The sequence below is a fragment of the Ruegeria sp. N11 genome (assembly GCF_056531525.1).
In genome coordinates this window covers 36,080-57,480 of record NZ_JBQFLX010000002.1, presented here as the reverse complement: position 1 = coordinate 57,480, position 21,401 = coordinate 36,080, and the positions used below count along the sequence as shown (strand labels likewise).

Genomic DNA, 21,401 nt, shown 5'->3' with positions numbered 1-21,401 from the left:
CTCCGGGTTTTCCAACATGACCGATCAATCCTCGAACCAGATGTGGGGCGGCCGCTTTGCCGCCGGACCAGACGCGATCATGGAGGCGATCAACGCCTCGATCGGGTTCGATCAGCGGATGGCAGCCCAGGACATCGCAGGCTCGCGCGCCCATGCCGCCATGCTGGCTGCCACGGGCGTTATAACTGATAGTGACGCGCAGGCCATTCGGGAAGGGCTGCTCACCGTTTTGTCAGAAATTGAACGGGGTGAGTTTGAGTTCTCGACCGCGCTGGAAGACATCCACATGAATGTCGAAGCGCGCCTGAAGGAAGTAATCGGAGAGCCCGCAGGCCGTTTGCACACGGGCCGCAGCCGTAACGATCAGGTGGCAACCGATTTCAAACTCTGGGTCCGCGATCAGCTGGACGCGGCGGAAACCGGGTTGCTGGCCCTGATCCGCGCGCTTTTGGCGCAGGCCGAGGCCGGGGCGGACTGGGTCATGCCCGGATTTACCCATCTGCAAACCGCGCAGCCAGTGACGTGGGGTCACCACATGATGGCCTATGTCGAGATGTTTGGCCGCGATCTATCCCGCGTGCGCGACGCCCGAGCCCGGATGAACGAATCGCCGCTGGGTGCCGCCGCGCTTGCGGGCACTTCTTTCCCGATCGACCGGCACATGACGGCCGAGGCGCTCGGTTTTGACCGCCCCGCGGCGAACTCGCTGGATGCGGTCAGCGACCGCGACTTCGCGCTGGAATTCCTTTCGACCGCCTCGATCTGTGCCGTGCATCTGTCGCGCTTTGCCGAGGAGCTGGTAATCTGGTCCTCGGCCCAGTTCCGGTTTGTGACGCTGTCCGACCGGTTCTCGACCGGATCGTCGATCATGCCGCAAAAGAAGAACCCGGATGCGGCGGAACTGATCCGCGCCAAGGTGGGACGCATTTTCGGGGCCAACACTGCTCTGATGATGGTGATGAAGGGTCTGCCGCTGGCCTATTCCAAGGACATGCAAGAAGACAAAGAGCAGGTCTTTGATGCCGCCGACAACTGGATGCTGGCGCTGGCGGCGATGGAGGGCATGGTCAAGGACATGACCGCCAACCGCGACAGTCTTGCCGCAGCCGCCGGTTCCGGTTTTTCGACCGCCACCGACCTGGCTGACTGGCTGGTGCGCGTTCTGGGCCTGCCGTTCCGCGACGCCCACCACGTCACCGGCGCGCTTGTGGCTATGGCTGAAAGCAAGGGCTGCGACCTGCCCGATCTGACCATTGAGGATATGCAGTCTGTCCATGCCGATATCACGAATGATGTCTATTCTGTCCTAACCGTCGAAAATTCGGTAAACTCACGTCAGTCCTATGGCGGCACGGCACCGGATCAGGTCCGCGCCCAGGCCGAGCGATGGAAGGGACTGGTGTGAAACAAGTCATGCGCATCCTCATGCTGATCGCGGTCGGAGTTGCTCTGGCCGGGTGCGGTGCGGACGGCGAGCCGACCACCCCAACCATGAGCGCCAGTGTCGGTGTCGGATCAAATGGCGTTCACGTCGGCGCAGGCGTCGGGTTCTGGCGCGGCCCCGTCGGTGTGTTCTTTGGTGTCTGACCGGCCGAACGAAAGAACGAAAAACTCTTGATGAAAACCTTCCTTCTGATCCTTTCGCTGGCCGCCCTTGCAGCTTGCGACCCAAACTACAAACCGCGCTCTGAACCGGCGGCGGAACCCAGAGGTTCGGGCATTTCCATCTCGGGGTATGGCCGCGTGGGAATTTCGACGACAAAATAAGGGTTCCGCCGGAATCATTTGCTCCGAATGCCCTTTTTGGTCTAAGCGCGCAGTCATGGATCACTTTCTCTACCGCGACGGCGCGCTCTACGCCGAGGATGTCCCGATTTCCGAGATTGCAGCCGCGGTCGGAACGCCGTTCTACGTCTATTCCACCGCGACATTGCTGCGGCACTTTCAGCTGTTCGATGACGCGCTTGAGGGCACCGACCACCTTGTCTGCTACGCGATGAAGGCGGCCAGCAATCAGGCGATTCTGAAAACGCTGGCGCAAGCCGGTGCGGGAATGGACGTGGTCTCGGGCGGGGAATACCTGCGCGCCAAGGCAGCCGGTGTGCCGGGCGACAGGATCGTGTTTTCGGGCGTTGGCAAGACGGCGGATGAAATTCGCACCGCACTGACCGGTGGCATCCGCCAGTTCAATGTGGAATCCGAGCCCGAGATGGAGGTGATCAATGCCGTCGCGCTGGAGCTGGGCGTTGTGGCGCCGATCACAGTGCGGGTGAACCCCGACGTCGACGCCAAAACCCACGCCAAGATCGCGACCGGCAAGTCCGAGAACAAGTTCGGCATCCCGATTGCGCGCGCCTCCGAAGTCTACGCCCATGCTGCCAGCCTGCCCGGGCTGGAGGTGATTGGCATCGACGTTCATATCGGCTCACAACTGACCGAGCTTGAGCCGTTCGAACTGGCATACGCCAAAGTGGCGGAGCTGACCAAAAAGCTGCGGTCTGAAGGGCACGATATTCGTCGCCTCGATCTGGGCGGTGGCCTCGGCATTCCGTACACCCGCTCGAATGACGCACCACCACTGCCGGTGGAATACGGTGCACTGATCAAGAAAACGCTGGGCCATCTGGGTTGCGAGATCGAGATCGAGCCGGGCCGATTGATTGCCGGAAATGCCGGGCTGATGGTCAGCAAGGTGATCTATGTGAAATCCGGCGAGGGTCGCGATTTCCTGATCCTTGACGGCGCCATGAACGACCTGATCCGCCCCGCAATGTACGAGGCGTATCATGACATTGTCGCCGTTCATGAACCCGCGCCGGGGGTCGAACAGCAACCCTATGACATCGTGGGCCCGGTCTGCGAAACCGGTGATACCTTTGCCAAGCAGCGCGATATGCCGCCGCTGAACGCCGGTGATCTGGTCGCGTTCCGCAGCGCCGGGGCCTATTGTGCGGTGATGGCCAGCGAATACAATACCCGTCCCCTGATCCCCGAGGTTCTGGTGCATGGGGATCAATTTGCGGTTATTCGTGAACGCCCAAGCTTTGACGAAATCATAAACCGCGATACCATACCCCCATGGCTCTGACGCGATGATCGCACGGGCCTGATCAGGAGGCCCGCCTTGAGCGACAGATCAAACCTGCCTATTCCCCGGCTGTCCCTGTGGCTGACGCACGCAGGGATGCTGGCCGAGCGGGTTTTGCGCGCGTTTTGGCCGTTTTTTTCGATTTTGATGGCCATTTTGGCCGCTCTGATGTTGGGTCTGCAGGATCTTGTCAGTGTCGAATTTGTCTGGGCGGCGGGCAGTGTCGCGCTGATCGGACTGCTTTCTGCGCTCATGTTCGGGGTCAGGCGATTCCATCTGCCGACACGCGCCGAGGCGTTGGTGAGGCTGGATGAAACACTGCCGGGACGCCCGATCCAGGCCTTGGTGGACGATCAGGCCATCGGCTCCATGGACGCGGCCTCGGTCGCCCTGTGGCAGGCACACCAGAAACGCATGGCACAAAAGGTGGCGCAGGCCGAACCCGTAAAGCCTGACCTTCGGCTGGCAGACCGCGACCCATTTGCCTTGCGCTATGCAGCGCTTCTGGCGCTGGTGATCGCAACCCTGTTCGGGTCGTTCTGGCGTATCGGATCCGTGGCCGAGATGACGCCCGGTACCGCGACAGCGGGGCAGGGGCCAAGCTGGGAAGGCTGGATCGAACCGCCCAGATACACCGGTCTGCCGACGCTCTATCTGGCCGATCAGCCGGGCCCCGATCTGACGCTTCCACAGGGCAGCCGCATCACGTTGCGCTTTTATGGTGAAGTCGGGGCACATAGCCTGACCGAGACCACGTCTCTTTTGGGGGCCGAGGCCGAGACCAATCCCGAACAGGATTTCGTGGCCGAACATTCAGGGCAATTGAAGATCGAAGGCCCCGCAGGGCGCGAATGGGCGCTGAACCTGCTTGCCGACGCGGCGCCGCAGATTGCGGTGACCGATGTGGCCGAAGCCGAGGCGGGTGGTCAGATGAAACTGCCCTTTGCGGCAAGCGATGATTATGGCGTGGTCTCGGGCACCGCATTGATCGAACTTGATCTGGCCTCGGTTGATCGCCGCTTTGGCCTGACTGCAGACCCTGAACCGCGCGAAGCCGTGACTGTTGAACTGCCCATGCCGATCACCGGCGACCGGGCCGATTTCACGGAAGACCTGATCGAGGATTTCTCGGAACATCCCTGGGCGCACCTACCGGTCACGATAACCCTGATGGCACGGGATGCCGCCGATCAGGAAACCTGGTCCGATCCCTATAAGACCGCCTTACCTGCGCGCCGTTTCTTCGACCCGCTGGCTGCCGCGGTGATTGAACAACGGCGTGACCTGTTGTGGGCCCGTTCCAATGCGCCGCGCATTGCGCAAGTTCTGCGCGCCGTGTCCCACCGCCCCGAGGATTTGTTTCGGTCCGACACCGCCTATCTGAGGCTTCGGGTCGTGCTGCGCCGGTTGGAGACGTTCACCGATTATGGCCTGAAGCCGGATCAGCAGGCCGAGATAGCCCAGGCCCTGTGGGATCTGGCCGTGCTGATCGAAGATGGCACTCTGGCCGATGCGCTGGAACGCATGCGCCGCGCGCAGGAGCGCCTGACGGAGGCGATGAAGAATGGGGCCAGTGACGAGGAAATCGCCGAGCTGATGCAGGAGTTGCGCGAAGCCACGCAGGATTACATGCGACAGCTTCAGCGGCTGGCGCAGGAAAACAGTGAAGGTGGTGAGAACCAGACAGGCCCAAATGGCGAGTCTCTGCAGATGACACAGGACGATCTGCAGCGGATGATGGACCGTATTCAGGAATTGATGGAACAGGGCCGCATGGCCGAGGCGCAGCAGGCGCTGGAAGAGTTCCAGCAGATGATGGAAAACATGCGCGTGACCCAAGGACAGGGGCAGGGCGGACAGTCCGAGGGTCAACAGGCCATGGAAGGGCTTGCGGAAACCCTGCGCGAACAGCAGGGCCTCAGCGATCAGGCGTTCCGGGATTTACAGGAACAGTTCAACCCCGGTGCGCAGGCCGGCGAAAGCCGCGGCAACGAAGGCCGTTCCGGTGGCCTGGGCCGGGGCCAGAGCCATGAAGGCCAGGGCGGTCAGGGTGACGGCTCGGACGATCAGGCCGGCGGCGGACAACAGGGCCAGGGATCGCTTGCAGACCGCCAGCAGGCCCTGCGCGAGGAACTCAGACGTCAGGAACAGGGCTTGCCGGGTGCCGGAACCGCCGAAGGTGAAGCGGCGCGCGAGGCGCTGGGCCGCGCCGGTCGCGCCATGGACGAAGCGGAAGACGCCCTGCGCGGCGACGATCTGGCCGAAGCCATTGACCGACAGTCCGAAGCGATGGAGGCCCTGCGCGAGGGCATGCGCTCGCTGGGCGAGGCGCTGGCGCAGAACCAACAGAACCAACCGGGACAGGGCTCGCAGGAAGGCGACATGGAGGCCAACAACCGTGACCCGCTGGGCCGCAGCCCGGGTGCTGCCGGGTCGATCTCGACCGACGACAACCTGTTGCAGGGGGAAGACGTCTATCGCCGCGCGCGTGAACTGCTGGACGAAATCCGCCGCCGCACCGGTGAATCCGATCGGCCCAAGATCGAGCTGGAATACCTCAAACGCTTGCTGGAACGTTTCTGACGCTTGGTTTTGCGCGGCTCAGTTCTGAACCGCCCCGGATTGCGCCTGAAGCCAGACACGCGCCTGATCCACCAGCGAGACATAGGGTTTCAGAACAGGGTCGGCCTGCGGAACAGCTTCACTGATCTGCTGCGCGTTGCCGTAGACCAGAAACAGAAGAACGCCGATGATCAGGATCAGTGAGAATCCCCGCAGAAAGCCGCCCGATTTGCGCGGCGCGGGCTGATCGTCGGTATCGGACGCGTTCACCTCATCGCTGCGCAGGCTGGAATTGATCGCCTCGACATCCGGCAAAGCGTCTTTCTGCCCCGCATCGGCGGCGGTTTCCACGGGAACGGATTGCGTCGCAGGCGCCGGTTTGGCGACCGGTTCCAGCGCAAGATCAGGCTGGCTTTCAAGGCCGCCCCCTTCCTTGGCCCGCAATTCCGCCTCGCGGGCTGCCTCCTCCTTCAGGATGCTGGCGACAGAGGGGTCGACGCCGCTTTTGGCCTCGGCAGGCTGCGCCTCTGCGGGCTCGTTCAAGTCGTCGGCTGGCGGCGATGCGGGCTCGGGCGCCTCATCGGTTGCAGCATCCGGCGCTGCCGGTTCGGGCGCAGAGGCTGCTTCAGCCGGGTTCTTCGCCTGAAACCACGTCTCTTCACAATTGGAACACTGAACGTCGCGGCCTTCTTCCGGAATGACCTCATCCGGAACTTCATACTGGGCACTGCAATTGGGACACGTAAGACGCATGCTGCCTCCTGGCCGATTGATCGGCCTGATAGTAGTTTTTTAAGAAACCATATTCCGTTAAGACCCAACAGCAAAGGGCGATTTCGGTTTCACGGGTCAAGTGTCACCAAATCGACCCGGTGCAGGCATTGAAACCGCAACCGCGCTCGGGCAAGAAGAGCGGCAGAAAAAACTGGGGGCGCACCTTGTGATCGAGCTGGAGAATGTCAGCTACACCTATGGCGACGGCGAACTGCTGAGCGACGTGTCGATTCAGCTGCCGCCGGGGTCCTTCCACTTTCTGACCGGTCCTTCGGGTGCGGGCAAGACCACGTTCCTCAAACTATGCTACGGCGCTCTGTTGCCGACATCCGGTCGTCTCAGCGCGTTTGACAGCGATATTGCCCGGCTGGACCGCGACCAGATGGCCCTGTTGCGTCGCCGGATCGGCGTGGTCCATCAGGATTGCCAGTTTCTCGACCACATGACACTGGCGGAAAACGTGGCCCTGCCGCTGATGGTTTCGGGGCGGGCCGAAACGGCCGAACAGGACAATCTGACAGAACTGCTGAGCTGGGTCGGGCTTGGATCAAGGCTTGAGGCGCATCCGCCGGAACTGTCGGGCGGCGAACGCCAGCGCGCCGCGCTGGCCCGCGCGGTGATCCTGTCGCCGGATGTGGTGCTGGCGGATGAACCCACCGGCAATGTGGACTGGGAAATGTCGCAGCGCCTGCTGCGCCTGCTGGTCGAACTGAACCGGATGGGCAAAACGGTGCTGATCGCGACCCATGACCTCAGCCTGATCCGCGCCGCCAAAAGCCAGGTACAGGCGCGTGTTCTGCGGATCTCGCAGCGCAAGCTGCAGCTCGCGGGGGCCGATCTATGAGCAATGGCACCATCCGCAACCTGCTGTCGCGCGACAAACGCGCCGACCGGGTGGTTCCGCCCACAGGGTATACCGCGCATCTGACCCTGTTCGTCTCGGGCGCGATGGGATTTCTGGCGGTATTTGCGCTGGCCCTGTCGCTGGCTTCGGGCCGCGTGGCGGATCGCTGGGCGTCGGAACTGGCCGGTGCCGCCACCTTGCGCATCAACGCCCCTGCAGGACAGCTTGCGGCCCAGACCGAAGCCGCCCTGACCGTCCTTGGCCAGACCCCTGGAGTCGCCTCGGCCCGCGCCTTGACGGATCAGGAACAGGCCGCTCTGCTATCGCCATGGTTCGGACCCGATCTGCCACTGGATACGCTGCCCGTGCCGCAACTGATCGAGATTATCGAAGGCGAACCGGGGCTGGATGCCGCCGGGCTGCGCCTCCGACTGAGCGCCGAGGTGCCTGGAGCGGTTCTGGATGACCACACGCGCTGGCGCGCGCCGCTGGTTGACGCGGCCATGTCGGTGCGGCGACTGGGCTGGATTTCCATTCTGCTGATCGGCGGTGCAACCGCCGCCATGATCACGCTGGCCGCCAATGCCTCGTTGGCCGCCAACGCCCGGATCATCGAGGTCCTACGCCAGGTCGGTGCCCGCGACCGTTTCATCGCCGGAGCCTTCGTTCGCCGCTTTACCTATCGGGCGCTGCTGGGGGCCGGGATCGGAACACTGTTTGGAATGATCGGCGTGTCACTGCTGCCCGAAACCTCGGATGCGGGCGGGTTTCTGACCGGGCTCGGCTTTCAGGGGGCAGGATGGTTGCTGCCGGCCGTCATCCCGCTTCTGGGTGCTACGGTTGCGTTCTTCGCGACCTGGAGCGCCGCCCGCAGAAAACTAAAGGAGCTTTCCTGATGCGAACAGGTTTTCAATGGATTCGCTCTTTGATCTTCATGATCACAATCTATGCCTGGATGTTGATCCTTGGCATTGTATTCGCGCCTTATGCCCTGTTCACCAAACGCGGCGCATTGCAGGCCTGCAAGACCTACGCCCGCAGCACGATTTGGCTGGCCCGCTGGATGGTCGGCATCCGCTGCGAGGTGCGCGGATCACCCCCCCATGACGAAGTCGTCATCGGCGCCAAGCACCAGTCCTTCCTCGACATCATCATGATCTTCAGCGCCATCCCCCACGGCAAGTTCATCATGAAACGAGAGCTTCTGTGGACCCCGATCATTGGCATGTATGCCCGCCGCTTGGGGTGCATTCCGGTCAACCGCGGCAAAAGGGGCGCGGCCGTAGCGAAGATGGTCAAGGACGTTGCAAAGGAATTCACCGAACCCGGACAATTGGTGATCTACCCGCAAGGCACCCGTGTCGCGCCGGGCGTTCAGAAACCATACAAGGTCGGAACCGCGGTGCTATATGAAGGTCTCGGGTTCCCATGTGTTCCGGTAGCCACCAATGCGGGCGTTTTCTGGCCCCGCTCCGGGATCATGCGCAAGCCCGGCCTTGCAATTGTCGATTTCCTGGATCAGATCGAACCGGGTGTGGCCCGGGACGAATTTCTGGACCGGCTGGAACAGGAGATCGAGACGCGGTCGAACAGTTTGATGCGGGAAGTGGGGTTTGATCCGGATGGAGTTCATTGACGACATAGCCGCGCTTGAGGCGCTTTATGGCAAACCCGGCGCGCCGTCCTTGCGCAAGGTGGTGCGCCATCTGACACCGCTTTACCGGAAATGGATCATGGCTTCACGCCTTTGTATTCTCAGCACGGTGGGCCCCGAAGGTGTCGATGGCAGCCCGCGTGGCGATGATGGCCCCGTGGTGCTGGAGCTTGACGCCAAAACTCTGGCGCTTCCGGATTGGCGTGGAAACAACAGGCTGGATTCCTTGCGCAATATCGTCTGCGACCCGCGCGTTTCGCTGATGTTTATGGTGCCGGGGTCGAACAACGTCGTTCGGCTGAACGGCACCGCGCGCCTGACCGCAGATACCGGAATGCGTGACGGGTTTGAAAAACTCGGAAAGACCCCGACAACCGTCATTGTCATCGAAATAGACGAAATCTACACCCAATGCGCCCGCGCCCTGATGCGGGCCGGAACTTGGGCTGGCATGGGCGAGAGCACCGATCTGCCAACGATTGGCGAAATGCTGGCCGAAGCGTCAGATGGCGAGGAAGGCGGCGCGGACTACGATCGTGAATGGGGCGCCCGCGCGGCAAAAACCATGTGGTAACGGGGGCTCTGCCCCCGCCGCGCGTACCGCGCGACTCCCCCGGGATACTTTCAGCCAGATGAAGAGCGGATCCGAACTTCATCTGGCCCCAAATATCCCGGAGCGCGAGGCAGAGCCTCGCATCCCTTGGTTCAGGCTGGTGGATCCCTACGAGTGTATCGGACCGTCGCCACAGGCCAGTGCTGCTTCGCGCACCGCTTCGGAATAGGTGGGGTGGGCATGGCAGGTCAGGGCCAGATCTTCGGCCGAGGCACCAAATTCCATCGCCACGCAGACCTCGTGGATCAGATCGCCGGCAGCCGGGCCGATGATATGCGCGCCCAGAATTCGGTCCGTGTCCTTGTCGGCGAGGATTTTGACAAATCCATCGGCAGCAAAATTCGCCTTGGCGCGGCCATTGCCCATGAACATGAACTTGCCGACCTTGTAGGCGCGGCCCTGTTCCTTGAGGGTCGCTTCGGTCTCGCCCACATTGGCCACCTCGGGCCAGGTGTAGATCACGCCGGGAATGACACCATAGTTGACGTGCCCATGCTTGCCTGCAACCTGCTCGGCGGCGGCCATGCCTTCGTCTTCGGCCTTGTGCGCCAGCATCGGGCCTTCGGTCACGTCACCGATGGCATAGATCCCCGGCACATTGGTCTGCCAGTCAGCCCCAACCTTGATCTGGCCGCGTGGCGTCATCTCAACACCGAGAGCGTCCAGTCCCAATCCATCCGAGTACGGCTTGCGCCCGGTGGCGACCAGCACGGTATCGGCTTCGATCACGTGTTCGCTGTCGTCCTTGAGCAGCTTGTAGGTCACCTTGGCTTTGGTCTTGGTGGCTTCGGTCTTCTGGACTGCCGCCCCCATGACGAATTTCAGGCCCTGCTTTTTGAGGATGCGCTGAAAGGTCTTCTGAACCTCGGGGTCCATGCCCGGCGTGATTTCCTTGAGGAATTCGATCACCGTCACCTCGGCCCCCAGGCGGCCGTAGACCGAGCCCAGTTCCAGCCCGATCACGCCGGCGCCGATGACGACCATCTTCTTCGGAATCTTGCCCAGCGACAGCGCTCCTGTCGATGTCACGACGACCTTTTCATCGACCTCGACACCCGGCAGAGCAGACGGTTCAGAGCCGGAGGCGATGATGATGTTCTTGGCCTCATGCACCTCATCGCCCACCTTGACCTGACCGGCAGCGGGGATCGAACCCCATCCCTTCAGCCAGTCGATCTTGTTCTTCTTGAACAGGAACTCGATGCCCTTGGTGTTGCCCTCGATCACCTCGTCCTTGTAGACTTGCATCTGCTTCCAATCGACCGATGGAGATTTGCCCTTCAGGCCCATCTTGGCAAAGTTATGCTCGGCCTCGTGCAGCTGATGGCTGGCATGCAGCAGCGCCTTTGACGGGATGCAGCCCACGTTCAGACAGGTACCGCCCAGCGTCTCGCGGCCTTCGACCACGGCGGTTTTCAGCCCCAGCTGAGCGCAGCGGATGGCGCAGACATAGCCGCCGGGTCCGGCGCCGATTACGATGACGTCATAATTTGCCATAATATTCTCCTAACTCGACCGGATCGCCCGGTGGCCGCTCGACCCGGCATCGGCGGGTCGGGGCATGTTCGTCCTTAGACGGGTTCCAACAGCTTGATCGTGATATGGGCAATGCCGCCGCGCTCGTGATGCATGGCCAGTTCCTCGGATCCGAAAAAATCCTTCGCCTTGTTCAGATCCACCACCTCGAACATTGCAATTGCGTGATCCTTCTGATCGGGGTCCCGCCAGACATGAAGGTCGCGGATGCCCGCGGCCTTGCGCATCGGCAGATCCTCGCGGAACACTTTCAGCCAGGCATCGAAATCGGCCACATCGGCCTGCCAGAGTACATGTGTCGCCATGATTACAGATCCATCAGCAGGCGGCGCGGATCTTCCAGCGCCTCTTTTACACGTACAAGGAAGGTCACGGCGCCTTTGCCGTCAACGATCCGGTGATCGTAGGACAGCGCCAGATACATCATCGGGCGGATCTTGATCTCACCATTGATGACCATCGGACGGTCCTGGATCTTGTGCATGCCCAGAATACCCGATTGCGGGGGGTTCAGGATCGGCGACGACATCAGCGAGCCGTAGACACCACCGTTCGAGATGGTGAAGGTGCCGCCCTGCATTTCGGCCATCGACAGCTTGCCGTCACGGGCGCGCTTGCCCTTTTCGGCGATGGCTTTTTCGATCGCGGCAAAGGACATGCTGTCAGCGTCGCGGATGACCGGAACAACCAGACCTTGAGGCGTGCCGGCGGCAACCCCCATGTGCACGAAGTTCTTGTAGACGATATCGGTGCCGTCGATCTCGGCGTTGACTTCCGGAACCTCTTTCAGCGCGTGGCAGCAAGCCTTGGTGAAGAAGGACATGAAGCCAAGCCGCACACCGTGCTTCTTCTCGAACTGCTCCTTGTACTGGTTGCGCAGGGCCATCACCTCGGTCATGTCCACCTCGTTATAGGTGGTCAGGATCGCGGCGGTGTTCTGTGCATCCTTCAGGCGCTTGGCGATGGTCTGGCGCAGACGGGTCATGCGCACGCGCTCCTCGCGGGCCTCGTCCTCGGCGGCGACCGGTGCGCGCGGGGCCTGGGCAGCGGGGGCGGGCGCAGCCGCCGCAGGCGCTGGGGCTGTAGCCGCTGCAACAGCTTTTGCCACGTCTTCCTTCATGATGCGGCCATCGCGGCCCGTGCCCGTGACCTGATCGGAGGACAGACCGGCCTCGGCCATCGCCTTCTCGGCGGACGGCGCGTTTGCAACGTCCTTGCCAGCGCTGGCCGCCGCCGGAGCAGCCGCAGCGGCAGCAACAGCCGGTGCGGGCGCCGTGCCAGCGGCCGCACCCGAGATCACCGCCAGTTTCGCGGTTGCGTCCACGGTCGACCCTTCGGGCGCCACGATTTCGGCCAGAACGCCGGCTGCCGGGGCCGGGACCTCGACAGACACCTTGTCGGTCTCCAGCTCACACAGCATCTCGTCCTGCGCCACGCTGTCACCAACCTGCTTGAACCAGGTGGATACGGTTGCTTCGGTAACGGACTCGCCCAAAGTCGGGACCATCACGTCGACGCTGCCTCCGGATGCTGCCGGCGCTGCCGCCGGAGCCGGGGCGGCCGCAGCTGGCGCAGGGGCGGTGCCTTCACCGGCGGTAATGGTGGCCAGCAGGGCGTTCACGCCAACCGTTTCACCCTCTGCCGCTACAATCTCGCCCATCACGCCTGCGGCGGGCGAGGGTACTTCAACTGTCACCTTGTCGGTTTCCAGTTCACACAGCATCTCGTCCACTGCCACGGCGTCGCCGGGTTTCTTGAACCATGTTGCGACCGTGGCTTCTGTGACGGATTCGCCAAGCGTGGGAACACGAACTTCAATCGTCATCGCTTACTTTCCTTCAATGCTCAGCGCTTCGTTCACGAGCGCCTCTTGTTGGGCTTTGTGTTGGCTGGCCAGACCCGTCGCGGGCGAGGCCGAGGTAGCGCGACCGGCATAGACCGGGCGAGTATGTTTTGCGCCGATACGGGTCAGCACCCATTCGATATTGGGCTCGATAAAGGACCAGGCGCCCTGATTCTTGGGTTCTTCCTGACACCAGACCATTTCGGCACCCTTGAAGCGCTCAAGCTCGTTGATCAGCGAATGCGCCGGGAACGGGTAATACTGCTCGATCCGCATCAGGTAGACGTCATCGATGCCGCGCGCGTCGCGTTCCTCCAGCAGGTCGAAATAGACCTTGCCGGAACACATGACGACGCGTTTGATCTTGTCATCGGCAACCAGCTTGGTGTCCGAATTACCCTTCTGCGCGTCGTCCCACAGCACCCGGTGGAAGCTTGATCCGGTGGTGAAGTCCTCGGACGTGCTGACCGCCAGCTTGTGGCGCAGCAGCGATTTTGGCGTCACCAGGATCAGCGGCTTGCGGAACGTCCGGTGCAATTGACGGCGCAGGATGTGGAAGTAGTTCGCAGGCGTCGTACAGTTGGCCACGATCCAGTTGTCCTGACCGCACATCTGCAAGAACCGCTCCAGACGGGCCGAGCTGTGTTCAGGTCCCTGACCTTCGAACCCATGCGGCAGCAGCGTGACCAGACCGGACATTCGCAGCCATTTGCTTTCGCCCGAGCTGATGAACTGGTCGAACATGATCTGCGCACCGTTGGCAAAGTCACCAAACTGCGCCTCCCAAAGAACCAGTGCGTTGGGTTCCGCCAGCGAATAACCGTATTCGAAACCCAGAACCGCGTATTCGGACAGCATCGAGTCAATCACGTCATATTGCGACTGGCCCGCGCGAATATGGTTCAGCGGGTAATAACGCTCTTCGGTTTCCTGGTGGACGAAACCCGAGTGGCGCTGGCTGAACGTGCCGCGCGTCGCGTCCTGACCTGCCAGTCGCACCGGGTAGCCCTCGGTCAGCAACGACCCGAAGGCCAGCGCCTCGCCCGTGGCCCAGTCGAACCCCTGACCCGACTCGAACATCTGTTTCTTGTGATCCAGCAGACGACCCACGGTTTTGTGCAGGGCAAAGCCCTCGGGCGCACGGGTCAGCGCACCTCCGATTTCGCTCAGCGTTTCGGGTGTGATGGCCGTCTCGCCGCGCATGTATTCTTCTTTGTTCTTGTCCAGATGGGACCAGCGCCCGTCCAGCCAGTCGGCCTTGTTGGGTTTATAGTCCTTTCCGGCTTCGAACTCGTTGTTCAGATGCGCCTGGAAGGCCGCCTTCATGTCCTCAATCTCGCCCTCGGGGATCAGGCCGTCCTTGACCAGCCGCTCGGTATAAAGCGACAGCGTGGTCTTATGCGTCTTGATCTTCTTGTACATGATCGGGTTGGTGAACATGGGCTCGTCGCCCTCGTTGTGCCCGAACCGGCGATAGCAGAAGATGTCGATGACCACGTCCTTGTGGAACTTCTGACGGAACTCGGTTGCCACCTTGGCGGCATGTACCACGGCCTCGGGGTCGTCGCCATTCACGTGGAAGATCGGTGCCTCGACCATCAGCGCGATATCGGTGGGATAGGGGCTGGAGCGCGAGAAGTGCGGCGCGGTCGTGAAACCGATCTGGTTGTTCACGACGATGTGCATGGTGCCGCCGGTCTTGTGCCCGCGCAGACCCGACAGACCGAACCCTTCGGCCACGACACCCTGACCGGCAAAGGCCGCATCACCGTGCAGCAGAATGGCCATCACCTTAGTGCGGTCGGTGTCGTTCAACTGATCCTGCTTGGCGCGGACCTTGCCCAGAACCACCGGGTTCACCGCCTCAAGGTGCGATGGGTTGGCGGTCAGCGACAGGTGCACCGAGTTGCCATCGAACTCGCGGTCGCTGGACGCGCCGAGGTGGTATTTCACGTCGCCCGAACCGTCCACGTCCTCGGGCTTGAAACTGCCGCCCTGGAACTCGTTGAAGATGGCGCGATAGGGCTTGCCCATCACGTTGGCCAGAATGTTCAGACGGCCCCGGTGCGGCATCCCGATCACGATATCGCTCAGACCCAGCGCGCCGCCGCGCTTGATGATCTGTTCCATCGCGGGGATCAGCGCCTCCCCGCCGTCCAGACCGAACCGTTTGGTGCCCATGTATTTGACGTGCAGGAACTTTTCGAACCCTTCTGCCTCGACCATCTTGTTCAGGATCGCCTTGCGGCCTTCCTTGGTGAAGGCGATCTCCTTGCCGTATCCCTCAATCCGTTCTTTCAGCCATGCGGCCTCTTCCGGGTCAGAGATATGCATGTATTGCAGCGCGAAGGTGCCGCAATAGGTCCGCTTCACGATCTCGACGATCTGACGCATGCTGGCCATCTGCAGGCCCAGAACGTTGTCGATGAAGATCGGTCGGTCCATGTCGGCATCAGTAAAGCCGTAGGTCCTTGGGTCCAGCTCGGGGTGGTTGCTGGCGGCGCGCATGCCAAGCGGGTCCAGATCGGCGGCCAGGTGGCCCCGGATACGATAGGCCCGGATCAGCATCAGGGCCCGCAGGCTGTCCAGCACCGCGCGCTTGATCTGATCGTCGCTGACCTCGACACCCTTGGCCGCAGCCTTGTCCTTGATCTTCTTGCCTGCCGCCTTGGCGTCGATCTCGGCCCATTCGCCGGTCAGCGCACCCGTCAGGTCATCCGCCGGCACCGGCGGCCAGTCCGTGCGTGCCCAGGATGGCCCTTCCGCTTCTTTCTGCACATCCGGCGCGTCGTCGCCCATGGCTTTGAAGAACTCGGCCCAGGCGGCATCCACCGCACCGGGGTTCTTGGTGTACTGGGCGTAAAGCTGCTCCAGATATTCGGCATTATGCCCTTGCATGAAGCTCGAGGCATGAAAGGCTGAGTTGGGCGAATGTTCGGTCATTGGGCTACCTCATATGGGTTGGGACCGTATTGGTTGGTGCCTGGCTGGCTGGGGCGGGTCAGCCACCACAGCACCAGAAGGGGCGACACAAACAGAACAAGCAGTGTCGGAATGACGATCAGCAGCGTGGCACGTGTCAGCAGAATATCCATCGTACCACCGTGGAACTGGCTGGCGAGGCCGATGCCAAAGATCAGAACCGCAAACGCGCCCACAATCAGCAGGATCGGCAGCAGGGCATAAAGCCCGCTCCGCCCGGTGTCGTGCATCCGGCGGAAGGCCACGGCCAGATGCGGAAAGAATACGATCAGGCCGACAATGCTCTGCACAGGTTGCCGGGACGTGGCGGCGACGGACTTGACCTCATCGCTTTCACTGACCGCGACCTGAGTGAAGAACTGCCAGTCGATGATACCGGCAATGATGTTCCAGATCACGATGAACAGGAAAAAGAACCAGTATTCGGGCCGCGAGGCACGGCCCGAGAAGGTGAAGAACTTTGAGAAACAGGTGCGGATGGCGTCAGAGAAGGTCATGGGCTTACCGACCATCGCGTTACGAACCGACCATCGGCAGCGGACGCAGCCTTGGATTGAGCGAATGTTGCAGCCAATATCGCGACGAATGGAATTGCCCAAGTAGCCAATTTACGCGGTAAAAAGATAGGGACATAGGGCGGACGTTTTTCGCCCACCCTTTTTCCAGGCTCTGCACTCAGAGCATATGCCCGGTCCTTGGTCACTTACCCAATCGCTTCCAGCACAGCCTCACCCAGCTGTGCCGGGCTTTCGGCCACGACAATACCGGCCGAGCGCATGGCTTCGATCTTGTCCTCGGCACCGCCTTTGCCACCGGCGACGATCGCGCCCGCGTGGCCCATGCGACGGCCCGGAGGGGCTGTGCGGCCCGCGATGAAACCGGCGGTTGGCTTTTTGCGGCCCTTCTTGGCCTCGTCTGCCAGGAACTGCGCGGCTTCTTCCTCGGCGGAACCACCGATTTCACCGATCATGATGATCGACTCGGTCTCGTCATCGGCCAGGAACCATTCCAGCACGTCGATATGCTCGGTGCCTTTGATCGGGTCGCCGCCGATGCCCACGCAGGTGGACTGGCCCAGACCCACATCGGTGGTCTGCTTGACCGCCTCATAGGTCAGGGTGCCCGAGCGCGACACAACGCCGACCGAGCCGCGCTTGTGGATGTGACCGGGCATGATGCCGATCTTGCAGGCGTCGGGCGTGATGACACCGGGGCAGTTCGGGCCGATCAGGCGCGAGCTTGAGCCTTCCAGCGCGCGCTTCACCTTCATCATGTCCAGAACCGGGATGCCTTCGGTGATGCAGACGATCACTTCCATCTCGGCATCAATCGCTTCGAGGATCGAGTCGGCTGCAAACGGCGGAGGAACGTAGATCACGCTGGCGTTGGCTTCGGTCACATGCTTGGCCTCGTGGACCGAGTTGAACACGGGCAGGTCAAGATGGGTCATGCCACCTTTGCCCGGGGTTACACCGCCGACCATCTTGGTGCCATAGGCGATGGCCTGCTCAGAGTGGAATGTGCCCTGCGAGCCGGTGAAGCCCTGACAGATGACCTTGGTGTTTTCGTCGATGAGGACTGCCATTTACTTTCCTTTGTTCCTGCTAGCCGGGATAGGTCATAGAGACGCGCACAGTGCCCGGAGTTTCATATCTGTGGTTGTTCTGGATGGTTGAGAGTTCGATGATCAACGGCAAGCCGCCGTCCAATGAGATATGCCAGCTTGTCGAGCTGAACTGCTCAGTCGTCGGAAAATACTGGTAAAGCGTTCGGCCCACGATCGCCGCCATGTCCGCCTGATTCAGATGGGTTGTGTACACAGTGCAAAGACCGGCGGGACGGCTGGTATCGTCCACCTCGGCATGCGCCGTGTTTGCGGGTGCGTCGAAATAGTGGCTGCTGCCCCGATGAATGCCGTATTCGTTCACGCCGCGATCGACCTTGCGATAGGTGAACCCCGCCGCCGGAAAGGCCTGCGCGGCCTGCGCCCGACGGAACATCACCTCGACGCACCAATAGGTCAGGCCGGTGACATTGGCCTGCGCCGCATCACGCAGCGTTACGCCCTGCTGCGCCAGAACCGGTTGCGCCAGCGTCAAAAGCGATATGAATGCCCAACGGATCATGATAGGGTTTCAGCGCCTTTCATGACGCACCTCTGTGCCGCTCGAGGGCGGCGATGACCTGTTCGCGTAACCAAATCCCCAATGACCGCTGGTTCCGCCCCGCCGGGCTTTGCAGATACTCGGGGTCCAGGTTGATCTCGCCTGTTTCCGAAATGGTCTCAATGGGGTCGTCGAAATTAAATGGCGCGGCGCAGGGGCTGAACCTTTGAAAGCCAGCATTGGCTCTCAGCCTTTTATTGACGGGAACGTAATGCATTGTGGTCAACAGGTAGGGTGTCCCGCTTCGCACGAAATTTTCGAAGAAGGCCCAGCGCAGCCACCATTTCAGGTGAAACAGGCAATCCCGGCACTTCATCAGGTCGACCCGGGGCAACGGATCGGACGTGATGTCCAGATGCATGAAGGAACGACCCGGTGCCTCGTGCCGGGCTTTGACCGCGTCAACCACCTCAAGCGAGATATCCCCGCCGGTATAGTCGATGCCCGTCAGATCCACATGCTGCATCCATGTCCAGTCCCCACAGGGCGCATCAAGAAATGTCCGGACGCGATACCTCTCAAAGATACCGGGCAGTGCCGCGCGCAGCGGAGCAGTCGCCTCAAGCGTCGAGCCCTGACCCGAGCGCGGCCCTTTATGGCGCCGCGCCCAGCTCAAGGTTTCAAACGCGTTTCTCAGACCGCTGCGCATCCCGGATGTCCTATCAGCCCCTGCAGTTGAACCAGCTACCCGAGCTTACCCCTTGACCGCCTTCACGATCTTCTCGGCACCGTCTTTCAGGTTGTCTGCCGCAATCACGTCCAGGCCGGAGGTGTTGATGATCTCTTTGCCCTTTTCGACATTCGTGCCCTCCAGGCGCACGACCAGCGGTACTTTCAGGCCGACTTCTTTCACAGCCGCGACAACGCCCTCGGCAATTACGTCACAACGCATGATGCCGCCGAAGATGTTGACCAGAATGCCTTTGACGTTCGGATCGCTGGTGATGATCTTGAACGCTTCGGTTACTTTCTCTTTGGTCGCACCGCCGCCAACGTCCAGGAAGTTGGCAGGCTCGGCCCCATAGAGCTTGATGATATCCATCGTCGCCATCGCCAGACCCGCGCCGTTGACCATGCAGCCGATCTCACCGTCCAGCGCGATGTAGTTCAGGTCGTATTTTGACGCTTCCAGTTCCTTGGGATCTTCCTCAGTCGTGTCGCGCAGTTCGGCGATATCGGGGTGGCGGTAGATCGCGTTGCCGTCAAAGCCGACCTTGGCGTCCAGCACCTTGAGGTCGCCCTTGTCCGAGATGATCAGCGGATTGATCTCCAGCATCTCCATGTCCTTCTCGACGAAGGCGTTATAGAGCTGGTTCATCAGCTTGACGCATTGCTTGACCTGCGCGCCTTCCAGACCCAGCGAGAATGCGATGCGGCGGCCGTGATAGGCCTGATAGCCGGTCGCGGGGTCTACTGAGAACGACAGGATCTTCTCGGGCGTGGCTGCGGCCACTTCCTCGATGTCCATGCCGCCTTCGGTCGAGCATACGAACGAGATGCGGCTGGACTGGCGGTCCACCAGCAGGGCCAGATACAGTTCACGCTCGATGCCCGAACCGGCTTCGATATAGATGCGGTTGACCTGCTTGCCAGCCGGGCCGGTCTGATGGGTCACCAGTGTGCGGCCCAGCATCTTCTTGGCTTCATCGGCGGCTTCCTCAACCGACTTGGTCAGACGGACGCCGCCCTTTTCACCGGCATCGGCTTCCTTGAAGGAGCCCTTGCCGCGCCCACCCGCATGGATCTGTGCTTTGACGACCCAAAGCGGTCCATCCAGTTCACCGGCTGCGGTTTTGGCTTCCTCGGCGCGCAGAACCGCGCGACCCTCGGAGACCGGAGCGCCATAGCTGCGAAGAAGAGCCTTGGCCTGATATTCGTGAATGTTCATCGAAACTGTCCCGTCTGACTACGATTAAACCGTTATAGGGGGGTCTAAGGGACAAGTTTAAAGGGTTTTTTGATGGGGGTGGGGAAATTAGCGAAGATTTTTCGGATTTGTGATCACAGCGTTTTATCGTGTGATCACAAAATTCAACCGCCGTCGTTATTGATTCGAAAGTTCTTTGACCGCTCTGGAAAACATATTCAAAAAAGGCATTTGCGACGTTTGCGCCAACACTGCCGATTGGGTTTTGTCCTGAAATCCGTCGTCGTCCGGATAGTATGAAAAAAGAGCCGGCCCGAAACGGACCGGCTCAGCTTTAGTGCAGGCGTGAGATTAGCTCAGCGAGCCGTCGATGCCCTTGCAGGCTTCGATCAGACCTTTGACGGCGTTGACCGAGTTGTCGAACCCCGCCTGCTCGTCTTCGTTCAGTTTGATGTCGACGATCCGCTCGATGCCGCCGGCACCGATAACGGTCGGCACACCAACATACATCCCATCGACGCCGAACTCTCCGTTGCAATAGGCCGCGCAAGGCAGAACGCGCTTTTGGTCTTTCAGATAGGCCTCGGCCATTTCGATCGCCGAGGTGGCGGGCGCGTAATAAGCCGAACCAGTTTTCAGCAGGCCAACGATTTCGGCACCGCCGTCACGGGTGCGCTGCACGATGGCGTCCAGTTTCTCCTGCGTGGTCCAGCCCATCTCGACCAGATCGGGCAGCGGGATGCCGGCGACGGTCGAATAACGGACCGACGGCACCATGGTGTCGCCGTGGCCGCCCAGAACGAAGGCTGTGACGTCGCGCATCGAGACGTTGAACTCTTCCGACAGGAAATGCGCAAAGCGCGCCGAATCCAGAACGCCCGCCATACCGCAGACCTTGTTGTGCGGCAGACCCGAGAACTCGCGGAGGGCCCAGACCATCGCGTCCAGCGGGTTTGTGATGCAGATCACGAATGCGTCGGGTGCGTGCGCGGCAATACCTTCGCCGACCGACTTCATGACTTTGAGGTTGATGCCCAGAAGGTCATCGCGGCTCATCCCCGGCTTGCGGGCCACGCCTGCGGTGACGATGCAGACATCCGCGCCTGCGATATCCGCATAGTCGCTGGTGCCGGACATGGCCGCGTCAAAGCCCTCGGACGGGCCGGACTCGGCAATGTCGAGCGCTTTGCCCTGCGGCAGCCCGTCAGCAATGTCAAACAGGACAACGTCACCCAGTTCCTTGACAGCTGCAAGGTGCGCGAGCGTGCCGCCGATGTTCCCCGCGCCGATCAGCGCAATCTTGGGTCTGGCCATTTGGAATATCTCCGGTCGGTTTTGAAATCGCGGTTTTGCTAGTCCTTAAATGGGTTTCGCGCAAGGGCCGCGCAGCGCGGCATGCGACCGCATACCGTTTGCGCCGGGCAATCAGTTTGCGCTAAACCGGCTGGGAAATATGCCAAATCGGGGCCGCCC

General features: G+C 61.4%; 20 protein-coding genes. 9 read left to right on the top strand and 11 right to left on the bottom strand.

Annotated features, from left to right (window positions below):
• Window positions 1-16 precede the first annotated feature (16 nt).
• From argH to ACR0J8_RS02140, 5 genes are read left to right on the top strand one after another with little or no spacing between them, the layout of a single operon-like run.
• On the top strand, window positions 17-1,405 hold the full coding sequence (gene argH / locus ACR0J8_RS02160; RefSeq protein WP_480888818.1) for an argininosuccinate lyase: 1,389 nt from the start codon (window positions 17-19) through the stop codon (window positions 1,403-1,405).
• Window positions 1,402-1,587, top strand: coding sequence for an argininosuccinate lyase (locus ACR0J8_RS02155; RefSeq protein ID WP_480440899.1), 186 nt, complete (start codon window positions 1,402-1,404; stop codon window positions 1,585-1,587). Before argH ends, ACR0J8_RS02155 begins: the two co-directional genes overlap by 4 nt.
• Window positions 1,588-1,617: 30 nt before the next feature.
• Window positions 1,618-1,767: a hypothetical protein gene (locus ACR0J8_RS02150; RefSeq protein ID WP_170614389.1), complete on the top strand. Its 150-nt coding sequence runs from the start codon at window positions 1,618-1,620 to the stop codon at window positions 1,765-1,767.
• 55 nt (window positions 1,768-1,822) lie between these two features.
• Window positions 1,823-3,088: a diaminopimelate decarboxylase gene (lysA, locus tag ACR0J8_RS02145; RefSeq protein WP_480522869.1), complete on the top strand. Its 1,266-nt coding sequence runs from the start codon at window positions 1,823-1,825 to the stop codon at window positions 3,086-3,088.
• A gap of 36 nt (window positions 3,089-3,124) precedes the next feature.
• Complete coding sequence (locus ACR0J8_RS02140) at window positions 3,125-5,671, top strand: TIGR02302 family protein (RefSeq protein ID WP_480888817.1); 2,547 nt, start codon at window positions 3,125-3,127, stop codon at window positions 5,669-5,671.
• A gap of 18 nt (window positions 5,672-5,689) precedes the next feature.
• On the opposite strand, the gene ACR0J8_RS02135 is transcribed toward ACR0J8_RS02140, so the two are convergent.
• Complete coding sequence (locus ACR0J8_RS02135) at window positions 5,690-6,403, bottom strand: zinc-ribbon domain-containing protein (protein WP_480522871.1); 714 nt, start codon at window positions 6,401-6,403, stop codon at window positions 5,690-5,692.
• Window positions 6,404-6,590: 187 nt separating this feature from the next.
• Here ACR0J8_RS02135 and ACR0J8_RS02130 point away from each other — a divergent pair, with 187 nt between their 5' ends.
• From ACR0J8_RS02130 to ACR0J8_RS02115, 4 genes are read left to right on the top strand one after another with little or no spacing between them, the layout of a single operon-like run.
• Window positions 6,591-7,268 carry an ATP-binding cassette domain-containing protein gene (locus ACR0J8_RS02130; protein ID WP_170679786.1) on the top strand — a complete coding sequence of 226 codons (678 nt, stop codon included), beginning with the start codon at window positions 6,591-6,593 and terminating at the stop codon, window positions 7,266-7,268.
• Window positions 7,265-8,164: a cell division protein FtsX gene (locus ACR0J8_RS02125; RefSeq protein WP_480522872.1), complete on the top strand. Its 900-nt coding sequence runs from the start codon at window positions 7,265-7,267 to the stop codon at window positions 8,162-8,164. Before ACR0J8_RS02130 ends, ACR0J8_RS02125 begins: the two co-directional genes overlap by 4 nt.
• Window positions 8,164-8,904 carry a lysophospholipid acyltransferase family protein gene (locus tag ACR0J8_RS02120; protein ID WP_480522873.1) on the top strand — a complete coding sequence of 247 codons (741 nt, stop codon included), beginning with the start codon at window positions 8,164-8,166 and terminating at the stop codon, window positions 8,902-8,904. The genes ACR0J8_RS02125 and ACR0J8_RS02120 overlap by 1 nt, the downstream gene beginning before the upstream one ends.
• Window positions 8,891-9,496, top strand: a complete 606-nt coding sequence (locus ACR0J8_RS02115; protein WP_480522874.1) for a pyridoxamine 5'-phosphate oxidase family protein — start codon at window positions 8,891-8,893, stop codon at window positions 9,494-9,496. Before ACR0J8_RS02120 ends, ACR0J8_RS02115 begins: the two co-directional genes overlap by 14 nt.
• 147 nt (window positions 9,497-9,643) lie before the next feature.
• Here ACR0J8_RS02115 and lpdA read toward each other — a convergent pair whose 3' ends face one another.
• The 10 genes from lpdA to mdh all read right to left on the bottom strand — a co-directional run bounded on the left by lpdA (window position 9,644) and on the right by mdh (window position 21,242).
• Window positions 9,644-11,032: a dihydrolipoyl dehydrogenase gene (gene lpdA / locus ACR0J8_RS02110; protein WP_480522875.1), complete on the bottom strand. Its 1,389-nt coding sequence runs from the start codon at window positions 11,030-11,032 to the stop codon at window positions 9,644-9,646.
• A gap of 74 nt (window positions 11,033-11,106) precedes the next feature.
• Window positions 11,107-11,376 carry a hypothetical protein gene (locus ACR0J8_RS02105; protein ID WP_480888816.1) on the bottom strand — a complete coding sequence of 90 codons (270 nt, stop codon included), beginning with the start codon at window positions 11,374-11,376 and terminating at the stop codon, window positions 11,107-11,109.
• Between the two features lie 2 nt (window positions 11,377-11,378).
• Entirely contained in the window at window positions 11,379-12,896 is a 1,518-nt protein-coding gene (odhB, locus tag ACR0J8_RS02100) for a 2-oxoglutarate dehydrogenase complex dihydrolipoyllysine-residue succinyltransferase (protein WP_480888815.1), read from the bottom strand.
• Between the two features lie 3 nt (window positions 12,897-12,899).
• Window positions 12,900-15,857: a 2-oxoglutarate dehydrogenase E1 component gene (locus ACR0J8_RS02095; protein ID WP_480522878.1), complete on the bottom strand. Its 2,958-nt coding sequence runs from the start codon at window positions 15,855-15,857 to the stop codon at window positions 12,900-12,902.
• The gene (locus ACR0J8_RS02090) at window positions 15,854-16,393 is read right to left on the bottom strand and encodes a DUF805 domain-containing protein (protein WP_170614399.1); all 540 of its coding nucleotides are present in this window, start codon (window positions 16,391-16,393) and stop codon (window positions 15,854-15,856) included. Before ACR0J8_RS02090 ends, ACR0J8_RS02095 begins: the two co-directional genes overlap by 4 nt.
• Window positions 16,394-16,599: 206 nt before the next feature.
• Window positions 16,600-17,481, bottom strand: a complete 882-nt coding sequence (gene sucD, locus ACR0J8_RS02085) for a succinate--CoA ligase subunit alpha (RefSeq protein ID WP_170350627.1) — start codon at window positions 17,479-17,481, stop codon at window positions 16,600-16,602.
• Window positions 17,482-17,500: 19 nt separating this feature from the next.
• The gene (locus tag ACR0J8_RS02080) at window positions 17,501-18,022 is read right to left on the bottom strand and encodes a hypothetical protein (protein WP_480522880.1); all 522 of its coding nucleotides are present in this window, start codon (window positions 18,020-18,022) and stop codon (window positions 17,501-17,503) included.
• A gap of 19 nt (window positions 18,023-18,041) precedes the next feature.
• Window positions 18,042-18,710: a hypothetical protein gene (locus ACR0J8_RS02075; RefSeq protein ID WP_480522881.1), complete on the bottom strand. Its 669-nt coding sequence runs from the start codon at window positions 18,708-18,710 to the stop codon at window positions 18,042-18,044.
• Between the two features lie 45 nt (window positions 18,711-18,755).
• Window positions 18,756-19,949, bottom strand: coding sequence for an ADP-forming succinate--CoA ligase subunit beta (gene sucC, locus ACR0J8_RS02070; protein WP_480522882.1), 1,194 nt, complete (start codon window positions 19,947-19,949; stop codon window positions 18,756-18,758).
• Window positions 19,950-20,279: 330 nt separating this feature from the next.
• Window positions 20,280-21,242, bottom strand: coding sequence for a malate dehydrogenase (mdh, locus tag ACR0J8_RS02065; protein ID WP_170614403.1), 963 nt, complete (start codon window positions 21,240-21,242; stop codon window positions 20,280-20,282).
• Between the last annotated feature and the right edge of the window lie 159 nt (window positions 21,243-21,401).